Annotated in this window: 14 protein-coding genes and 1 riboswitch; of the genes, 7 read left to right on the forward strand and 7 right to left on the reverse strand. The window is 45.8% G+C overall.

The features are described 5' to 3' along the window. Nucleotides 1-49: 49 nt before the first annotated feature. The 3 genes from AB4351_RS18460 to glyQ form a co-directional block, all read right to left on the reverse strand. A complete protein-coding gene (locus tag AB4351_RS18460) occupies nucleotides 50-2,137 on the reverse strand; it encodes an alpha-amylase (RefSeq protein WP_017058813.1) in 2,088 nt (695 codons plus the stop codon). Between the two features lie 202 nt (nucleotides 2,138-2,339). Beyond that, nucleotides 2,340-4,406, reverse strand: coding sequence for a glycine--tRNA ligase subunit beta (glyS, locus tag AB4351_RS18465; RefSeq protein WP_017058814.1), 2,067 nt, complete (start codon nucleotides 4,404-4,406; stop codon nucleotides 2,340-2,342). 2 nt (nucleotides 4,407-4,408) lie between these two features. Beyond that, the gene (gene glyQ, locus AB4351_RS18470) at nucleotides 4,409-5,326 is read right to left on the reverse strand and encodes a glycine--tRNA ligase subunit alpha (protein WP_017058815.1); all 918 of its coding nucleotides are present in this window, start codon (nucleotides 5,324-5,326) and stop codon (nucleotides 4,409-4,411) included. Nucleotides 5,327-5,536: 210 nt separating this feature from the next. Then, nucleotides 5,537-5,653, forward strand: a riboswitch (yybP-ykoY riboswitch). A 93-nt stretch (nucleotides 5,654-5,746) separates the two neighbouring features. Between glyQ and AB4351_RS18475 the strand changes: the two genes are divergently transcribed. After that, nucleotides 5,747-6,304, forward strand: a complete 558-nt coding sequence (locus AB4351_RS18475; protein ID WP_004739245.1) for a TMEM165/GDT1 family protein — start codon at nucleotides 5,747-5,749, stop codon at nucleotides 6,302-6,304. A 147-nt stretch (nucleotides 6,305-6,451) separates the two neighbouring features. Then, nucleotides 6,452-6,706 carry a hypothetical protein gene (locus tag AB4351_RS18480; protein WP_017058818.1) on the forward strand — a complete coding sequence of 85 codons (255 nt, stop codon included), beginning with the start codon at nucleotides 6,452-6,454 and terminating at the stop codon, nucleotides 6,704-6,706. Nucleotides 6,707-6,789: 83 nt separating this feature from the next. Here AB4351_RS18480 and tusA read toward each other — a convergent pair whose 3' ends face one another. Then, nucleotides 6,790-7,041, reverse strand: coding sequence for a sulfurtransferase TusA (tusA, locus tag AB4351_RS18485; protein WP_004736675.1), 252 nt, complete (start codon nucleotides 7,039-7,041; stop codon nucleotides 6,790-6,792). Nucleotides 7,042-7,190: 149 nt separating this feature from the next. On the opposite strand from tusA, the gene AB4351_RS18490 reads away from it, so the two are divergent. Next, nucleotides 7,191-7,376: a hypothetical protein gene (locus tag AB4351_RS18490; RefSeq protein WP_004736674.1), complete on the forward strand. Its 186-nt coding sequence runs from the start codon at nucleotides 7,191-7,193 to the stop codon at nucleotides 7,374-7,376. Between the two features lie 156 nt (nucleotides 7,377-7,532). Further along, the gene (locus AB4351_RS18495; RefSeq protein WP_004736673.1) at nucleotides 7,533-8,474 is read left to right on the forward strand and encodes a LysR family transcriptional regulator; all 942 of its coding nucleotides are present in this window, start codon (nucleotides 7,533-7,535) and stop codon (nucleotides 8,472-8,474) included. 135 nt (nucleotides 8,475-8,609) lie between these two features. Here the strand turns inward: AB4351_RS18495 and AB4351_RS18500 are convergent, their stop codons facing one another. From AB4351_RS18500 to fadB, 3 genes are all read right to left on the reverse strand, one after another. Then, nucleotides 8,610-9,590: an MDR family oxidoreductase gene (locus AB4351_RS18500; protein ID WP_017058820.1), complete on the reverse strand. Its 981-nt coding sequence runs from the start codon at nucleotides 9,588-9,590 to the stop codon at nucleotides 8,610-8,612. Between the two features lie 242 nt (nucleotides 9,591-9,832). Continuing rightward, complete coding sequence (fadA, locus tag AB4351_RS18505; RefSeq protein ID WP_017058821.1) at nucleotides 9,833-10,996, reverse strand: acetyl-CoA C-acyltransferase FadA; 1,164 nt, start codon at nucleotides 10,994-10,996, stop codon at nucleotides 9,833-9,835. Nucleotides 10,997-11,022: 26 nt separating this feature from the next. Next, on the reverse strand, nucleotides 11,023-13,194 hold the full coding sequence (gene fadB / locus AB4351_RS18510; protein WP_372126811.1) for a fatty acid oxidation complex subunit alpha FadB: 2,172 nt from the start codon (nucleotides 13,192-13,194) through the stop codon (nucleotides 11,023-11,025). Between the two features lie 227 nt (nucleotides 13,195-13,421). Here fadB and AB4351_RS18515 point away from each other — a divergent pair, with 227 nt between their 5' ends. Genes AB4351_RS18515 through hemG form a run of 3 tightly spaced genes read left to right on the forward strand, consistent with a single transcriptional unit; the run spans nucleotide 13,422 to nucleotide 16,075 of the window. Beyond that, the gene (locus tag AB4351_RS18515; protein WP_017058823.1) at nucleotides 13,422-14,045 is read left to right on the forward strand and encodes a YigZ family protein; all 624 of its coding nucleotides are present in this window, start codon (nucleotides 13,422-13,424) and stop codon (nucleotides 14,043-14,045) included. 34 nt (nucleotides 14,046-14,079) lie between these two features. Further along, nucleotides 14,080-15,537, forward strand: a complete 1,458-nt coding sequence (locus AB4351_RS18520; RefSeq protein ID WP_008223210.1) for a TrkH family potassium uptake protein — start codon at nucleotides 14,080-14,082, stop codon at nucleotides 15,535-15,537. 10 nt (nucleotides 15,538-15,547) lie between these two features. After that, a complete protein-coding gene (gene hemG / locus AB4351_RS18525; RefSeq protein WP_017058824.1) occupies nucleotides 15,548-16,075 on the forward strand; it encodes a menaquinone-dependent protoporphyrinogen IX dehydrogenase in 528 nt (175 codons plus the stop codon). The last annotated feature ends 196 nt before the right edge of the window (nucleotides 16,076-16,271 follow it).

The following is a 16,271-nucleotide window of genomic DNA, read 5'->3' on the forward strand; positions in this document are numbered from 1 at the left end:
AGAAGCCTAAGCTTCCCCTTTAGTTTCTGGTGTTTATGTTAATGAAGGTTTAGTTCGAACCGGTATAAACGACTAATACCTTGTCATCTTGGTATTGGCGTTCGAACGCATAGTAGCCCTTGCTGTTACGGATGATGTGCTTACCCTGAGCAACGGCTGGGTGGCGTTGGCGGAATTGGCCAAGCGCTTGCCAGTGTTCTAGCAGCTCTGCACGTTCGCCAGTGATTTGATCCCAAGGCATGTCTGAGCGTGTGCCTTGCATTGGATCAGAACCCGTTGGGCCAAAGTCTCGGGCGATTTCATCGCCGTAATAGATCTGTACCGCACCGGGAGCCAGCATCAACGCGTTTGCAGCTTTGGTTTGTTTTGCAAAGTCACTGCCATGTTGTGTCCAGAATAGCGAGGTGTCGTGAGACGAAAGGTAACTCAGTACGTTGAACTCGCTGTCGTTGTTGATCTTCTCTGCGTATCGAAGGTAATCAGCATCAAGATCGGATAGGCACTTGAGCGCCTTTGGTGCGATATCACTCTGGAATTCAAAGTTGATGATCGAATCAAATCCGTTAGCGAAGTAATCTGATTTGACCACGCTGTGTGCCCATACTTCGCCAGTCATCCAGAAGGGTAAGTCATCCAAGGCCTTGTCTGGGTTGTTCTGTTTCCACTCGGCAAGTGCCTGGTTGGTGCTCTCTTTCAGTTCTGCCCATGCTTCGAGTTCAACGTGCTTAGCGGTATCGACCCTGAAACCATCGACACCATATTCGCGCACCCAATCCGATAACCAAGTGATTAAATGGTTACGAGGTGTTTTGAGTTCATCGGTCGCGCTGGTGGACTTATTGCGATAGAAATTAGGCAGCCCGATTGTCTCTGTCGACTCTGTTTTGAAATCGGGCAGATGCGCCAAAGACATGGTGAGGTTATTGTAGCCCGGAGAGTCATAGGCGCCGATATCGCTGCGTAGCCAAGCTTTGCCCCACCACTTTTCCCACGCTTCTTTGTCGCTGTAAGAGATGTAGTTGTTGAAGTAGTGCCAGTTCTGACCTTTGGCAGGTTGCCAATCTGTCCAGTTTTCGCCAAGTGTTTGTTTGGCTTCTTCGTCAGTTAGGTTGAGCTTACCAAAATCAAACTCTTGCATGTCGGCAAGCGTCGCATAGCCGGTGTGGTTCATTACCACATCCCAAACAACACGAATGCCTTTGCTATGCGCGGTATCGATGAAGGTTTTTAGCTCGTCTTCGGTGCCCATGTTGTCATCGAGCTTGGTCCAATCTTGATGGTAGTAGCCGTGGTAGCCGTAGTGTTTGAAGTCACCTCGATCACCGCCGCCAACCCAGCCGTGGATTTGCTCTAACGGAGACGTTATCCAGATAGCATTAGCACCGAGTGATTCTATGTAATCGAGTTTTTCGGTTAAGCCTGCCAAGTCACCACCGTGGAAGGTGCCGATTTCGTCTTGTCCATCTTGGCTGCGACCGTAACTGTTGTCGTTATCAGGATTACCATTGTGGAAACGGTCAGTCATTACGAAGTAAACCGTGGCGTTATCCCAACTAAAGTCAGCTTTGGTTTCTGGTTCTACTTTCTCAAGCAGCAGAACACCTTGGCTATTTTCTGCTGGCTGCATGGTGACGCTGCCATTCGTTACTGTGACTTGTTTGCCTGAAAGAGCGTCTCTAACCACGGTGCCATCATCAAAGGTTTGAGCAACGTCGATGATGGTTGGTTCGTCACTAGGAACCGGACAAGCAAAGCTTTGTACTTGTTGTTGCTTCGGCTTTATCTGAACGGTCAGTTCATTGGTTTGTGGGTTGAGCATAAACTGATAGGTGTTAGCGCGAAAGATCTTGATATCTAATTCAGACTTCTCGGCGCAGTCGTCTAGGCGAAGGGGTTTATTGAATTTGATGCGGTTTTCTTCAGCCAGCGCATAGTTGGTGCCACAGGTATTTTGAGTATCGCTGATAGAGAAGGTATAGCTACCTTTCGCGAGTTCCTGTTCTGCAATCACGGTGCCTTTACCGGATGATTCGAATACGACAGTGTCGTTATCAATTGTCAGTAATAGGTTGTTGTCACTGGTTTGGCTGCATGCGCTGAGTGCGAGTATTGAAAGCGCGAGTACTGTTTTTTTCATTGTTCCCTTCCCCTGAATAAACAGGTCAGTTATAGCAAACAATGCCCTCTACAGTCTGAGTGCTGTTTCATTCAGTTAATCAATAAGACCTCTACAAACAAATGCTTGGTTCACAAAAACAAAAAGGGAAGCTTTCGCTTCCCTTTGGGTGTTTACCGTTAATTACTCAGAGTATGACTTAGAGCAACTGTCTCACTCGTGCTTATTTTTGCAGTAGAGAGATGTCAGCAATCTGTAGGAACAGGTTACGTAGGTTGTTCAGTAGCGTTAGACGGTTTTTCTTAAGCGCTTCGTCATCAGCCATAACCATTACGTTATCGAAGAATGCATCAACGGGTTCACGTAGATCAGCAAGCTTGCTTAGGGCTTCTTGGTAGTTGCCTGTCGCGAATGCTGGTTCTAGTGCTTCCGTCATTACTTCAACGTTTTCAGCCAGTGCTTTCTCTGCGTCTTCTTGAAGAAGCGTTAGGTCGATTTCAGCTGGTAGCTCGCCATCGAATTTCGCAAGGATATTACCTACACGCTTGTTCGCTGCTGCTAGTGCTTCTGCTGCTTCCAGTTCACGGAAGTGAGAAACCGCTTTAACACGTTGGTCAAAGTCAGCAGGCTTAGTTGGACGACGTGCTAGTACCGCTTGGATGATATCAACGCTGAAACCAGCATCTTGGTACCATGCGCGGAAACGACCTAGCATGAAGTCGATAACGTCAGCTTCTACGTTTTTGTTAGTCAGCTTGTCGCCTAGTAGCTCTTTCGCTTTGCCGATCAGATCGGTTAGGTCTAGGTTGTAGCCGTTTTCAACGATGATACGTAGCACACCTAGAGACGCACGACGAAGTGCAAATGGGTCAGAACCTTTTGGTGCTTGGCCAATACCGAAGATACCTACGATAGTGTCTAGCTTGTCTGCCATTGCTACTGCTGAAGAGATACCAGTGCTTGGTAGATCGTCACCCGCGAAACGAGGCATGTATTGCTCGTAAAGTGCCAGTGCAACTTGCTCGTCTTCACCGTCGTGAGTCGCGTAGTGCATGCCCATCACACCTTGAGTATCCGTAAATTCGAATACCATAGAGGTCATTAGGTCACACTTAGCCAGTAGGCCAGCACGCTTAGACTTTTCAACGTCAGCATCGATTTGCTCAGCAATGTAGCCTGCAAGCTCTGTGATGCGGTCTGTTTTGTCTTTGATAGTACCCAATTGCTTCTGGAAGATAGCCTGGTCTAGTTCAGCAAGACGGTCGATAAGCGGGCGCTTACGGTCTGTGTTGAAGAAGAATTCAGCATCAGCAAGACGTGGGCGTACCACTTTCTCGTTACCTTCGATAACGTGACGAGGCTCTTTAGACTCGATGTTCGATACGAAGATGAAGTTCGGTAGTAGCTTCTTGTTGTCATCGTAAACAGGGAAGTACTTTTGGTCACCCTTCATGGTGTAAACCAAAGCTTCAGAAGGGACTTTTAGGAATTCTTCTTCAAACTTCGCTGTCAGTACTACTGGCCATTCAACCAGAGACGTTACTTCTTCAACAAGGTCATCTTCTAGGTCAGCTGTACCGCCAACCGCAGCTGCCGCTTTTTGCGAATCAGCAAGGATGATCGCTTTACGCGCTTCGTAATCTGCCATTACTTTACCGCGCTCTTCTAGGATCGCAGGGTATTGGTCAGCAGAGTCGATTGTGAACTCTTGTTCGCCCATGAAACGGTGGCCACGGATAGTACGAGCAGATGCTACGCCTAGGATTTCGCCTTCAACAAGCTCATCACCTAGTAGTACTGTCAGTGTTTTTACTGGACGGATAAATTGAATGTCTGAGTTACCCCAGCGCATTGCTTTAGGAATTGGTAGGCCAGCCAGTGCTTTCGCAGCAATGTCCATCACCAATTCTTGAACTGGTTTGCCAGCTACTTCTTGTTTGAAAAGAAGCCACTCGCCTTTGTCTGTTTTCAGACGGTCAGCTTGCTCAACAGTAATACCGTTACCACGAGCCCAACCTTGTGCCGCTTTGGTCGCGTTGCCTTCAGCATCGAATGCCACAGAAACAGCAGGGCCACGTTTCTCAACCACTTTGTCTGCTTGGCCTTCAGCCAGTGCAGTTACTTTAAGTGCTAGACGACGAGGTGCTGCGTACCACTTGATGCCTTCGTGAGAAAGCTCAGCCGTTTTAAGACCTGCTTCAAAGTTAGAAGCAAACGCTTCTGCTAGAGAACGAAGTGCTGTTGGTGGAAGCTCTTCCGTACCCAGTTCAATTAGAAAATTCTTCGCCATGATTATTTACCTTCCTTCTTACACATTGGGAAGCCAAGCGCTTCACGTGACGCGTAGTACGCTTCAGCAACTGATTTAGTCAGGTTGCGGATACGAAGGATGTAACGTTGACGCTCTGTTACAGAGATAGCTTTGCGCGCATCAAGGATGTTGAATGCGTGACCTGCTTTTAGAATGCGCTCGTAAGCTGGAAGCGGCAGTGGCTTCTCAAGCTCAAGTAGCTCTTTACACTCTTTCTCGCACTGGTCGAAGAAAGTGAATAGGAAATCTACGTCTGCGTGCTCGAAGTTGTACGTCGATTGCTCAACTTCGTTTTGGTGGAAGATGTCACCGTAAGTCACGTTAGAACCGTCTGGTGCTACGTTCCATACTAGGTCGTAAACAGAATCTACTTCCTGGATGTACATTGCTAGACGCTCGATACCGTAAGTGATCTCGCCAGTTACTGGCTTACACTCAAGGCCGCCAACCTGTTGGAAGTAAGTAAACTGAGTTACTTCCATGCCGTTTAGCCATACTTCCCAACCAAGGCCCCATGCGCCTAGTGTTGGGTTTTCCCAGTTATCTTCAACGAAGCGAATGTCGTGAACAAGTGGGTCAACACCAAGAACCTCTAGGGAGCCTAGGTACAACTCTTGGATATTGTCTGGCGATGGTTTTAGCGCTACTTGGAATTGGTAGTAGTGCTGCAGACGGTTCGGGTTTTCACCGTAACGGCCATCGGTCGGACGACGAGAAGGTTGAACGTAAGCTGTAGACATTGGCTCTGGGCCAAGTGCTCGTAGACATGTCATTGGGTGAGAGGTGCCTGCACCTACTTCCATATCTAGAGGTTGAACAATGGTACAACCGTTTTGAGCCCAGTAATCCTGCAGCGCGAGGATCATTCCCTGGAAGGTTTTGATATCGTATTTTTGCATAGTCAGGTTCGCGCGATTCTTTTAAATGAATGAGAAAAATAACCTCTGAGTATACCGAGATATTCGTAAAGCGAGTAGGGGTAATCTTGTTTAATTAGTGGTCTAAAATGTCGTTTAGTGGATTTTTTTGCCTTTAATGTTTGTTTTTCGGCACAAGTGGATATTTTGATAACTTTGACACTTGTGTTTGAAAGCATGGGCTATTAAAATCTCGCGGTCTTTGGGGAGTAGCTTACTTATTCATATCCTATTGAATGAGTTCGTTCGTCAACATAATTGATGCAAAATCATCATGGCGTTCGAGGCAACCACCACCTTGGTGGTGCTTAGCAAGACCATAGACAAGCATCGTGAACCGGGATGGGGCGCGAGGTTTGTCTTTGGTTAAATATAATAATCCCCATCCCAAATGAGCATGTCGTGAGCGTTTTAGCAATTTCAATTACAACTGTCGCCTTAGCCGAGATCGGTGATAAGACTCAGTTGCTATCTCTTTTATTAGCCAGTCGATATCGCAAGCCGATACCTATCATCGCAGCTATCTTCTTTGCCACCATTGCCAATCATGCCCTTGCAGCATGGCTCGGGGTCGTGGTTGCTGATTATCTTTCACCTGAAGTATTAAAGTGGGTGCTGGTGGTCAGTTTCATTGCGATGGCTGGCTGGATTTTGATTCCCGATAAGTTAGATGACGATGAACAGATCTCAAACCGAGGACCGTTTGTCGCCAGTTTTATCGCTTTCTTTATTGCTGAGATCGGCGATAAAACCCAAATTGCGACCTCTATCCTAGGGGCTCAATATGCGGATGCATTAGCGTGGGTGATTCTGGGTACAACCATTGGTATGTTGCTGGCAAATGTGCCTGTGGTGATCATCGGTAAGCTGTCTGCTGATAAGATGCCTCTTGATCTGATTCGTAAGATCACAGCCTTGCTATTCGTGGGTTTAGCTATCGCTGCTGCGTTTTACTCGTAAGTGTTTTGAGTCTTATTATACTCAATCAGTAGAGTAATGTGTTGTAGGTCATACTCTTACAGTATTGTGGGGTTTATCGAGCGAATGGACATATAACTGTCATACTTGTCATGATATTTTAATCTTGTGAGTTAAGAACACGAGGGCATGATTATGTTGACGCGTTATATGGGTATTACTCCACAAAGCCAAAGTTATCTATTTACTTTTGGTCTTGCACTTACACTGTTAGGCATGGTGTTGACGGACATGTGGCTGCCAATGGTCGCGGGTGCCATCATCATGACTGCACTTGCGGTAGAGGCTTGGATTCGGGTCGCGCATATTATTCCGATGCGCAAAGATATCCGAGAAATTCAGCATCAGCTGGAGCATCTGCAAAACAAATCTAGAAGCGAATAAACAAAAAGCCGCTCGTACTCTGAGTTCTGTTTAAGAACATAAGGTACGAGCGGCTTTTTTGATACTTGATAGTCGGTGGGGCGTTACGCCTCCAATCCCTTTCTGATCAAATACTGGTAAGGCAACGTTTCTGTTGCTTGGCCTACCAACTGGTGATCCATGAATCGACAAAAGCTCGGAATATCTCGAGTTGTCGAAGGATCGTCAGCTTTTACCAGTAACACATCGCCATCCTGCATGTTTCTAATTGTCTTCCTGACCATCATTACTGGTTCCGGGCAACGCAGGCCTTCAGCTTCTAAAGTATGGGTTGCCAGTTCAGGTTTGAATGTCATGGTTTGTATCTCTATATCTATCTAACGAGTGAATAATACGTCTGCAGAAAAAATATGCAATAAGTGCTTGGCAAACAGAATCATTTCCTATAACTTAGTTAACAAGTTGATAACAACTTGAAGCAAAGGCAACTAGCTAAGGAGTGGCGATGTTGACAGGATTAGATAGATTAACAATTTATTCGGTTCTCTGTTTTATTTCTTTTTGTGCGTTAGTACTACGCTCATCGACAGAGACCTCACTGATGCCTATTTTTGGCATAGTAGCAACGATTATTGGTATTTGGGTAGAGATGCGCCGTTGGCAAGGCATAGCCGAAGAGCAAGAGCACTAACCCGAATACAGCAAGCGAATTCCGATACGACAACATTCCGACACTATCCCCAAATTTTCTTGGGCTTCCCCGCGTAATTGCGGGATTTTTTTTATCTAAAGCATGCTATAAACAACTTAGTGACTAATGGCAATCGTATACAGCTAGGTAAGTGGCGTGGAATTAGAAGACATCTATCGTAGAGACCTTAATTTATTGGTCGCTTTAAAGGTATTGATTGAAGAGGGCAGCGTAAGCCAGGCCGCGCTTCGTCTTAACTTAAGCCAATCCGCAACCAGTCGAGTATTAGGGCGTTTAAGAGAATTACTAAACGATCCGTTGTTTACACGTCAAGGTCAGCACCTTATTCCTACCAAGAAAGCACTCGAGATCAGTCAGCGTATTGATCAGCCTTTGGAGTCTTTTCGCCAATTGCTGAGTCCGAGTGACTTTGACCCTTACTATTGCAGCGAACGTTTTCTGATCGCTACCACCGATTATGCGATGCAAACCATCTTGCCTTATGCGTTGCCTAAGATTTATGAACAAGCACCCAATATCTCTTTGGAGTTTGCTCCGTTGCAGCATGAGCATTTGTTTAAACAGCTCAGCACCGAACGCGTTGATATGGCGATCTGTCGTCCGAGTGGCAGCATTGCACCACTTCATCAAGAAGTCTTGGGGCCGGTTGGTGTATCGTGTCTGTTATCTAAAAACCATCCATTAGCCGATCAACCTTTAAGCCTTGAAGACTATGTTTCACTCCCACATGCGATGATTGCGATCAGTGATGGTGTTAAGGCTTTATTGGACAACGCTTTAGCTAATCAACAACCCAGAAAAATGGTACTGCGTGCTTATCACCTTGAAGCGGCATTGGCGATTGTCGATAGAATGCCGTTGGTGATTACTGTGCCTGCTGATTTGGCTTATTTGGTAGCAGAGCGTTATGACTTGGTTGTTAAGCCATTACCATTTGAATTTATGCCGTTTGATTACTCACTGATCTGGCACTCGCGTTGCGATTCTTCTGCTTCACAACAATGGTTAAGAAGAGTGGTAAAAGAAGAGTGTGGTGAGTTGATTCAAAAACGGATTGCGGATGTCGGTTTGGGTTAACCGGATCTGAGTCTGAGTTCACTTGACCCGAATGACAAAAACGCAAAAGGGCTGATAAAAATCAGCCCTTTGTTGTTTTGGGTTATCCAAGCCTAAAGCTGTTGCTTAAGGTTTGATAACTTTATGTTTGAGAGCCTATAGTTTAATGACTACGCGACCAGTGATTTGACCGTTAGTGATGTCTTCTGCTGCTTGAATTGCACCGTCTAAAGACACTTCTTTGGTTGCTTGAGCGTAGAAAGATTCTGGTAGTAGCTCAGCCAGTTGTTCCCACGCTTTAATACGTTTTTCACGAGGGCACATTACAGAATCAACACCTTGTAGGCGAACGTTACGCAGAATGAATGGCATTACCGTGGTTGGTAAGTCAAAACCGCCTGCTAGACCACACATCGCAACCGCACCGTTGTAATCAATTTGCGCCAATACTTTCGCAAGGACTTTGCTGCCTACCGTATCGATAGCGCCAGCCCACAGTTGTTTTTCTAGTGGCTTAGCTGGTTCTTCTAGTTCAGCACGCTCTACAATACGTGTCGCGCCTAGTGATTTAAGTAGTTCACCGTTTACAGAAGCACGGCCAGTCACTGCTGCCACTTTGTAGCCCAGTTGGTTTAGTAGAGTGATAGATACGCTACCTACACCGCCACTTGCGCCGGTAACTAGGATTTCACCGTCTTCAGGCTTGATGCCAGCATCGACAATAGCTTGAACACAAAGCATTGCTGTGAAGCCTGCTGTACCAATCGCCATTACTTTCTTAGCGTCTAGACCTTTAGGCATCGGCACTAACCAGTCACCGTTTAGGCTTGCTTTCTCAGCCATGCCGCCCCAGTGACCTTCACCAACACCCCAACCAGTTAGAACCACTTCGTCGCCTGCTTTGTAGCGAGGGTCATCAGATTGTGAAACCACACCAGAAAGGTCGATACCAGGAACCATAGGGAAGTTGCGAACAATGCGCCCTTTACCTGTAATCGCCAAACCATCTTTGTAGTTCAAAGAAGAGTAGCTAACATCAATCTTCACGTTACCTTCTGGTAATTGAGATTCTTCAATTTGAGAAACTGACGCGATAGTTTTTTTGTCTTCTTGGTTTAGTACAAGTGCTTTAAACATGATCTGCTCCGTGGAGGAATATTAGGAAACTGAAGTAACTTTAGTTGAATCATCCGAGAAAAAATAATGAAACATCAACATTGAATATATGCGTTTTGTGCATAGATGTCAGGGTTGGTTTTTCTCTCGTTGAGTTCGCTGAACACAATCGATGCATTGTTGGATGCCAAGCAATAAAAAGTGCAGCTATATAAATATAGCTGCACAAAAGATTACCCTTCAAATATTACAGTCAGTAAACGCTATGGGCGTTCAAATACCGTTGCAATACCTTGGCCTAAACCAATACACATAGTCGCCAAGCCGTATTTCACGTCTTGTGCTTCCATCAGGTTGATTAGCGTCGTCGAGATACGAGAACCAGAACAGCCTAGTGGGTGACCCAGAGCAATCGCACCGCCGTTAAGGTTTACTTTCTCGTCAACAACATCCAGTAGACCTAAGTCTTTAGCACAAGGTAGAGATTGAGCAGCAAACGCTTCGTTTAACTCAATCACACCCATGTCTTCAATGGTTAGTCCTGCACGTTTAAGTGCTTTTTGGGTTGCTGGTACTGGGCCGTAACCCATGATTGAAGGATCGCAGCCAGCGATAGCCATAGACTTCACGCGAGCGCGAATCTTAAGGCCAAGTGCGTTAGCTTTCTCTTCGCTCATGATAAGCATTGCAGAAGCACCATCAGACAGAGCTGATGAAGTACCTGCTGTTACTGTGCCGTTTGCTGGGTCAAATACCGGACGCAGCTGGGATAAGCCTTCAACTGTTGTCTCTGGGCGAATGACTTCGTCGTAATCCAGAGTGAACAGAGAACCGTCTGCAGCGTGAGCTTCGGTTGGCAGGATTTCATTTTTGAAACGACCTTCAACCGTAGCTGCTTGAGCGCGAGCATGTGAGCGTGCTGCGAATGCATCTTGGTCTTCACGGCTAATACCGTGCATTTTGCCTAACATCTCAGCGGTTAGCCCCATCATGCCGGCCGCTTTTGCTACGTGTTTTGACATGCCTGGGTGAAAATCAACACCATGGTTCATTGGTACGTGGCCCATGTGCTCCACACCACCAATCAGGCAGATTTCAGCATCACCAACCATGATAGAGCGAGTTGCATCATGCAAAGCTTGCATAGATGAACCACATAAACGGTTGACTGTTACAGCACCAATCTCAATCGGTAGACCAGCAAGCAAGGCAGCGTTACGTGCAACGTTGAAGCCTTGCTCTAGTGTTTGTTGTACACAACCCCAGTAAATATCTTCAATTTCGACAGGGTTTACTTCTGGGTTGCGCTCTAAAATGCCTTTCATCAAATGTGCAGACAGATCTTCAGCACGAGTGTGACGGAAAGCTCCACCTTTGGAACGTCCCATTGGGGTGCGAAGGCAATCAACAACAACTACATTTTTCATTTTGCTATTCCTTTTCCAAATGTGGGTTACAGAGAACTGGCTTGTTGGCTGTCGTAAAAGCTTTCGCCCTTCGCTGCCATATCAAGCAATAGCTGAGGAACTTGGTACATTGCACCTAAGTCTTGGTAGCCTTTCGCCATTTCAACGAAGTTACCAATGCCCACACTGTCTAAGTAGCGGAATACGCCGCCTCTAAATGGAGGGAAGCCTAAACCGTAAACCAGTGCCATATCCGCTTCTTGCGGTGTCGCGATAATGCCTTCTTCTAGACAAAGCACCACTTCGTTGATCATTGGAATCATCATGCGCTGGATAATTGTTTGGTCATCAAAATCTTGTGGTGCTTGACATACGTCAGCCAAGATAGGAAGAATGTCTTCAGAGAAGGTCTTCTTCGGACGACCACGCTTGTCTACGCTGTATGTGTAGAAACCGCTACCATTTTTCTGACCGTATTTTTCAGCAACGTAAAGTGCATCAATCGCATCACGACCTTCTTTGCCCATACGCTCTGGGAAACCTTGCGCCATCACAGCTTGTGCGTGGTGTGCAGTGTCTAGGCCTACAACGTCTAGTAAGTAAGCCGGGCCCATTGGCCAACCGAACTTACGCTCCATCACTTTATCGATCTTAGTGAAATCAGCACCGTCGCGTAGCAACATGCTGAAACCGCCAAAGTAAGGGAAAAGTACACGGTTAACGAAGAAGCCTGGGCAATCATTAACAACGATAGGGGATTTACCCATCTTCGCTGCGTAAGCAACCACGCGATTAATGGTTTCTTCTGAAGTGTGCTCACCTCGGATGATCTCAACCAAAGGCATGCGGTGTACTGGGTTAAAGAAGTGCATGCCACAGAAGTTCTCTGGGCGCTTCAAAGATTTCGCTAACAGATTAATCGGAATCGTTGAGGTATTTGATGTTAGAACCGTGTCTTCACCAACCAAACCTTCCACTTCGCTCAGTACTGCTGCTTTTACTTTCGGGTTTTCTACTACTGCTTCAACAATCACATCCGACTGTTCTACACCCGCGTAATGCAGGCTTGGAGTAATAGAAGACAGAATGCCTGCCATCTTGAATCCATCTAGGCGACCGCGTGATAAGCGTTTATTCAACAACTTAGAAGCTTCGTTCATACCAAGATCTAGAGACGCCTGTGCGATGTCTTTCATCATCACTGGCACGTCTTTTAGAGCTGATTGGTAAGCAATACCGCCGCCCATGATACCTGCACCAAGTACGGCTGCACGCTCAGTTGCTTTGTTTGCTGACTTACCCGCTTGTTTCGCTAAGCCTTTGATGTACTGGTCATTCAGGAATAAGCCAACTAATGCTTTTGCTTCTTCCGATTTCGCTAGCTTAACGAAGTGCTTACGTTCGATGTCGAGTGCTGCATCGCGATTGCTGCGTGCTGCTTCTTCAATCGCAATCACAGAAGTAATCGGAGCTGGGTAGTGAGGCCCTGCTTTTTGAGCAACTAAGCCCTTCGCCATGGTAAAGCTCATCATCGCTTCGAGTTTGCTTAGTGAAAGCGCTGATGTCTTTTGTTTACGGCGTAGCTGCCAGTCTAATTTTTCATTAGCAGCCAGAGAAACGGTATTGATTGCCGATTCTAGTAACTGGTCTGTTTCAACAATCGCATCTAACAAGCCAACTTTAAGCGCTTCATCTGCACGGCATGCTTTGCCTTGCGTGATAATTTCCATTGCGCTGTCAGCACCGATAACACGAGGTAGGCGCACACAACCACCAAAACCAGGCATGATGCCAAGTTTGGTTTCAGGTAGGCCAATGCTGGTGGTCTTGTCACCGATACGGAAATCGGTAGCGAGTACACATTCACAGCCGCCGCCAAGGGCATGGCCACGCATCATTGAAAGAGTTGGGACAGGAAGGTCTTCGAGCTTGCTGAAGATTGAATTAGCGAATCTTAACCATTCATCAAGTTCTGCTTCTGGCTTAGCAAATAGGCCAAGAAATTCAGTGATGTCTGCGCCTACAATGAACGCGTCTTTGTTTGAAGTTAAGATTAAACCACGTAATCCTGCGTGAGCATTAAGAGCATCTAACGCTTTATCTAGTGATTCTAAAGTAGCAAGGTCGAGTTTGTTTACAGAGGCTGGTGCACAGAAGCTTAATTCCGCAATACCATCTTGTAATTCCTTTACCTGTAGGGTGTTAGCTTGGTAAATCATTGTCTATCTCCATGACATACAATCCACGATTGTTTGAGAGAATCTTGTTATCTTTCTATTATTGTAGAATACCTGGTAAGACCAGTTATCTTAGTCTGTACCTCTGCTTGATTAATTTCAATACATTTTTTAAACAATTGTTTAACATTGTGCGATGGCACAGATCCTCTAACCCTTATTATTCACGCGTGATACACTTCGTCGCTCTTATTAACTAAGTTAACGATATGAATGAACAGCCTTATTTAATACCTTCTGCGTCGGCTCTGTTTGAAGAAGAGATAAAAAAGAGCGTCTTTATTACGCATCTTGCTCATACTCCAAGTGTTGAAGCTGCAAAACAGTTCGTAGAACAGGTGAAAAAAGAGCATTCTTCAGCACGACATAACTGTTGGGGTTTTGTTGCTGGTCGACCTGAAGACTCAATGCTTTGGGGTTTCAGTGATGATGGTGAACCCTCGGGTACAGCGGGTAAGCCTATCTTGGCGCAACTATCGGGCTCTGGTGTCGGTGAATTAACGGCTGTTGTGACGCGCTACTCTGGCGGAATTAAGCTTGGAACCGGCGGTTTGGTTAAGGCTTACGGCGGTGGCGTACAACAAGCTCTCAAGCTGCTTCAAACTATCGAGAAAAAAATAACCACAAAATTACGGCTAGAGTTAGACTATGGCTTTGTGCCGATCGCACAATCCATCATGGCTCAGCATCAGGCTGTTGAGGTCCAAGCGGATTATGGTGTTCAAGTTGAGCTTATTATTGAAATAGAGCTCCTTCAGGTAGATTCGTTTACCCAAACCATGATCAATAAAAGCGGTGCTAAGGCACTGGTAACGAAAGTCAAAGACAACTAGGAAGTGTGAAGCATTTCGCTTCGTTCAATAGCTCATGCAATTTCGCTCAATTATTCGAATCGTCGGATTATTATTAGCACTTTTTAGTGTATCAATGCTTGCTCCTGCGCTCGTCGCACTGATCTATCGAGATGGTGCGGGTGTGCCATTTGTGACGACCTTCTTCGTTCTCTTATTCTGTGGAGCAACTTGCTGGTTTCCAAACCGACGTTATAAGCATGAATTGAAAGCGCGTGATGGCTTTTTGATTGTTGTTCTGTTTTGGACGGTAATCGGTAGTGCGGGTGCGCTGCCGTTTTTGATCGCCGATAACCCCAATGTGTCGGTAACCGATGCTTTCTTCGAATCCTTCTCTGCATTAACTACGACAGGTGCGACCGTAATTGTCGGCCTCGATGATCTGCCTAAGGCGATTCTTTTTTATCGTCAGTTCCTACAATGGTTTGGTGGTATGGGTATCATCGTATTAGCGGTAGCTATCCTCCCTGTTCTGGGTATCGGTGGTATGCAGTTATATCGTGCTGAAATCCCGGGTCCAGTAAAAGATAGCAAGATGACTCCGCGTATTGCTGAAACGGCAAAAGCGCTTTGGTACATCTACCTGAGCTTAACCATTGCTTGTGCAGTGGCGTTTTGGCTTGCTGGGATGAGCTTCTTTGATGCCATCAGTCATAGCTTCTCTACTATTGCGATTGGTGGCTTCTCGACTCACGATGCGAGCATGGGGTATTTCAATAGCCCTGCGATCAACATGATTACAGTTGTGTTCCTTCTTATATCCGCATGTAACTATTCGCTTCACTTTGCTGCATTTGCTTCAGGTGGTGTGCATCCTAAGTATTATTGGAAAGATCCTGAGTTCCGCGCCTTTATCTTTATTCAGGCAGTACTGTTCTTGGTTTGTTTCTTATTACTGCTCAATCATCACTCTTATGATTCGTACTACGATGCTTTCGACCAAGCCTTGTTCCAAACCGTGTCTATCTCTACGACCGCGGGTTTTACAACGACGGGTTTCTCAGAGTGGCCATTGTTCTTACCCGTACTGCTTTTGTTCTCTTCTTTTATAGGGGGATGTGCAGGTTCTACGGGTGGTGGTATGAAAGTGATTCGAATCTTACTACTTACTCTGCAAGGTGCTCGTGAAATGAAGCGTCTTGTTCACCCACGGGCTGTCTATACCATCAAGGTTGGCGGTTCTGCACTACCACAACGTGTTGTAGATGCGGTCTGGGGCTTCTTCTCTGCATACGCATTAGTGTTTGTGGTTTGTATGCTGGCTCTTATTGCAACTGGTATGGACGAGTTGAGTGCTTTCTCTGCGGTAGCGGCGACATTAAATAACCTTGGCCCGGGCCTTGGTGAAGTCGCGGTGCACTTTGGCGATGTGAACGACAAAGCAAAATGGGTACTTATCGTATCTATGCTGTTTGGCCGATTAGAAATCTTCACCTTATTAATCTTATTGACCCCTACGTTTTGGCGTAGCTAAGGACAACATTGTGGCAAAAGTTCTATTTTTGTATTCAAGCCGTGAAGGGCAGACCAAGAAAATCTTGAACTATATAAAAGAAGAAATGAGTGAGTTCGAATGTGAGCTTCAAGATCTGCACACTATTGGCAAGGTGGACTTTGCTCAGTACGACAGAGTGTTGATTGGCGCATCGATTCGTTATGGCCACCTTAATAAGAAGCTATATCAATTTATTGATGCCAACCTTACTCAGTTGCAATCAAGCAAGGTTGCGTTCTTCTGTGTTAACTTAACGGCGCGTAAAGAAGACCAAGGCAAAGATACACCAGAAGGCAGTGCGTATATTAAGAAGTTCCTTACCAAGTCTCCATGGCAGCCGACTTTAATCGGTGTATTTGCAGGTGCCCTCTATTACCCACGTTATAACTGGTTCGATAGAACCATGATCCGCTTTATTATGAATATGACAGGTGGTGAAACGGATACAACGAAGGAAGTTGAGTACACAAACTGGGAAAAAGTCTCTTTGTTCACTGAAAAACTGAAGAATATGTAAGATAAAAGCCTACTTTTGAGGCGTTTTGAGTTCTTTTTAATCGAACGAATAAAAAAACGAAAAAAACTTAAAAAAGGGCTTGCCAGTGTGATCGAAATCTCTATAATGCCACCTCGCTGACACGGGATGGCTTCTTAGGAAACCAGAACGAATCAGCAAGCCAAATTAGCCAAGCCAAGCGCTTGAAAAAAGTTTT

It is taken from the genome of Vibrio sp. 10N.261.51.F11 (assembly GCF_041471665.1).
Classification (GTDB): domain Bacteria; phylum Pseudomonadota; class Gammaproteobacteria; order Enterobacterales; family Vibrionaceae; genus Vibrio; species Vibrio crassostreae_C.

Bases quoted from the DNA above. Each gene is read 5' to 3' on its own strand.
- AB4351_RS18460 (WP_017058813.1), bottom strand. From the start codon at position 2,137: ATGAAAAAAACAGTACTCGCGCTTTCAATACTCGCACTCAGCGCATGC.
- glyS (WP_017058814.1), bottom strand. From the start codon at position 4,406: ATGGCGAAGAATTTTCTAATTGAACTGGGTACGGAAGAGCTTCCACCA.
- glyQ (WP_017058815.1), bottom strand. From the start codon at position 5,326: ATGCAAAAATACGATATCAAAACCTTCCAGGGAATGATCCTCGCGCTG.
- AB4351_RS18480 (WP_017058818.1), top strand. From the start codon at position 6,452: ATGATTATGTTGACGCGTTATATGGGTATTACTCCACAAAGCCAAAGT.
- tusA (WP_004736675.1), bottom strand. From the start codon at position 7,041: ATGACATTCAAACCTGAACTGGCAACCCATACTTTAGAAGCTGAAGGC.
- AB4351_RS18490 (WP_004736674.1), top strand. From the start codon at position 7,191: ATGTTGACAGGATTAGATAGATTAACAATTTATTCGGTTCTCTGTTTT.
- AB4351_RS18500 (WP_017058820.1), bottom strand. From the start codon at position 9,590: ATGTTTAAAGCACTTGTACTAAACCAAGAAGACAAAAAAACTATCGCG.
- fadA (WP_017058821.1), bottom strand. From the start codon at position 10,996: ATGAAAAATGTAGTTGTTGTTGATTGCCTTCGCACCCCAATGGGACGT.
- fadB (WP_372126811.1), bottom strand. From the start codon at position 13,194: ATGATTTACCAAGCTAACACCCTACAGGTAAAGGAATTACAAGATGGT.
- AB4351_RS18515 (WP_017058823.1), top strand. From the start codon at position 13,422: ATGAATGAACAGCCTTATTTAATACCTTCTGCGTCGGCTCTGTTTGAA.
- AB4351_RS18520 (WP_008223210.1), top strand. From the start codon at position 14,080: ATGCAATTTCGCTCAATTATTCGAATCGTCGGATTATTATTAGCACTT.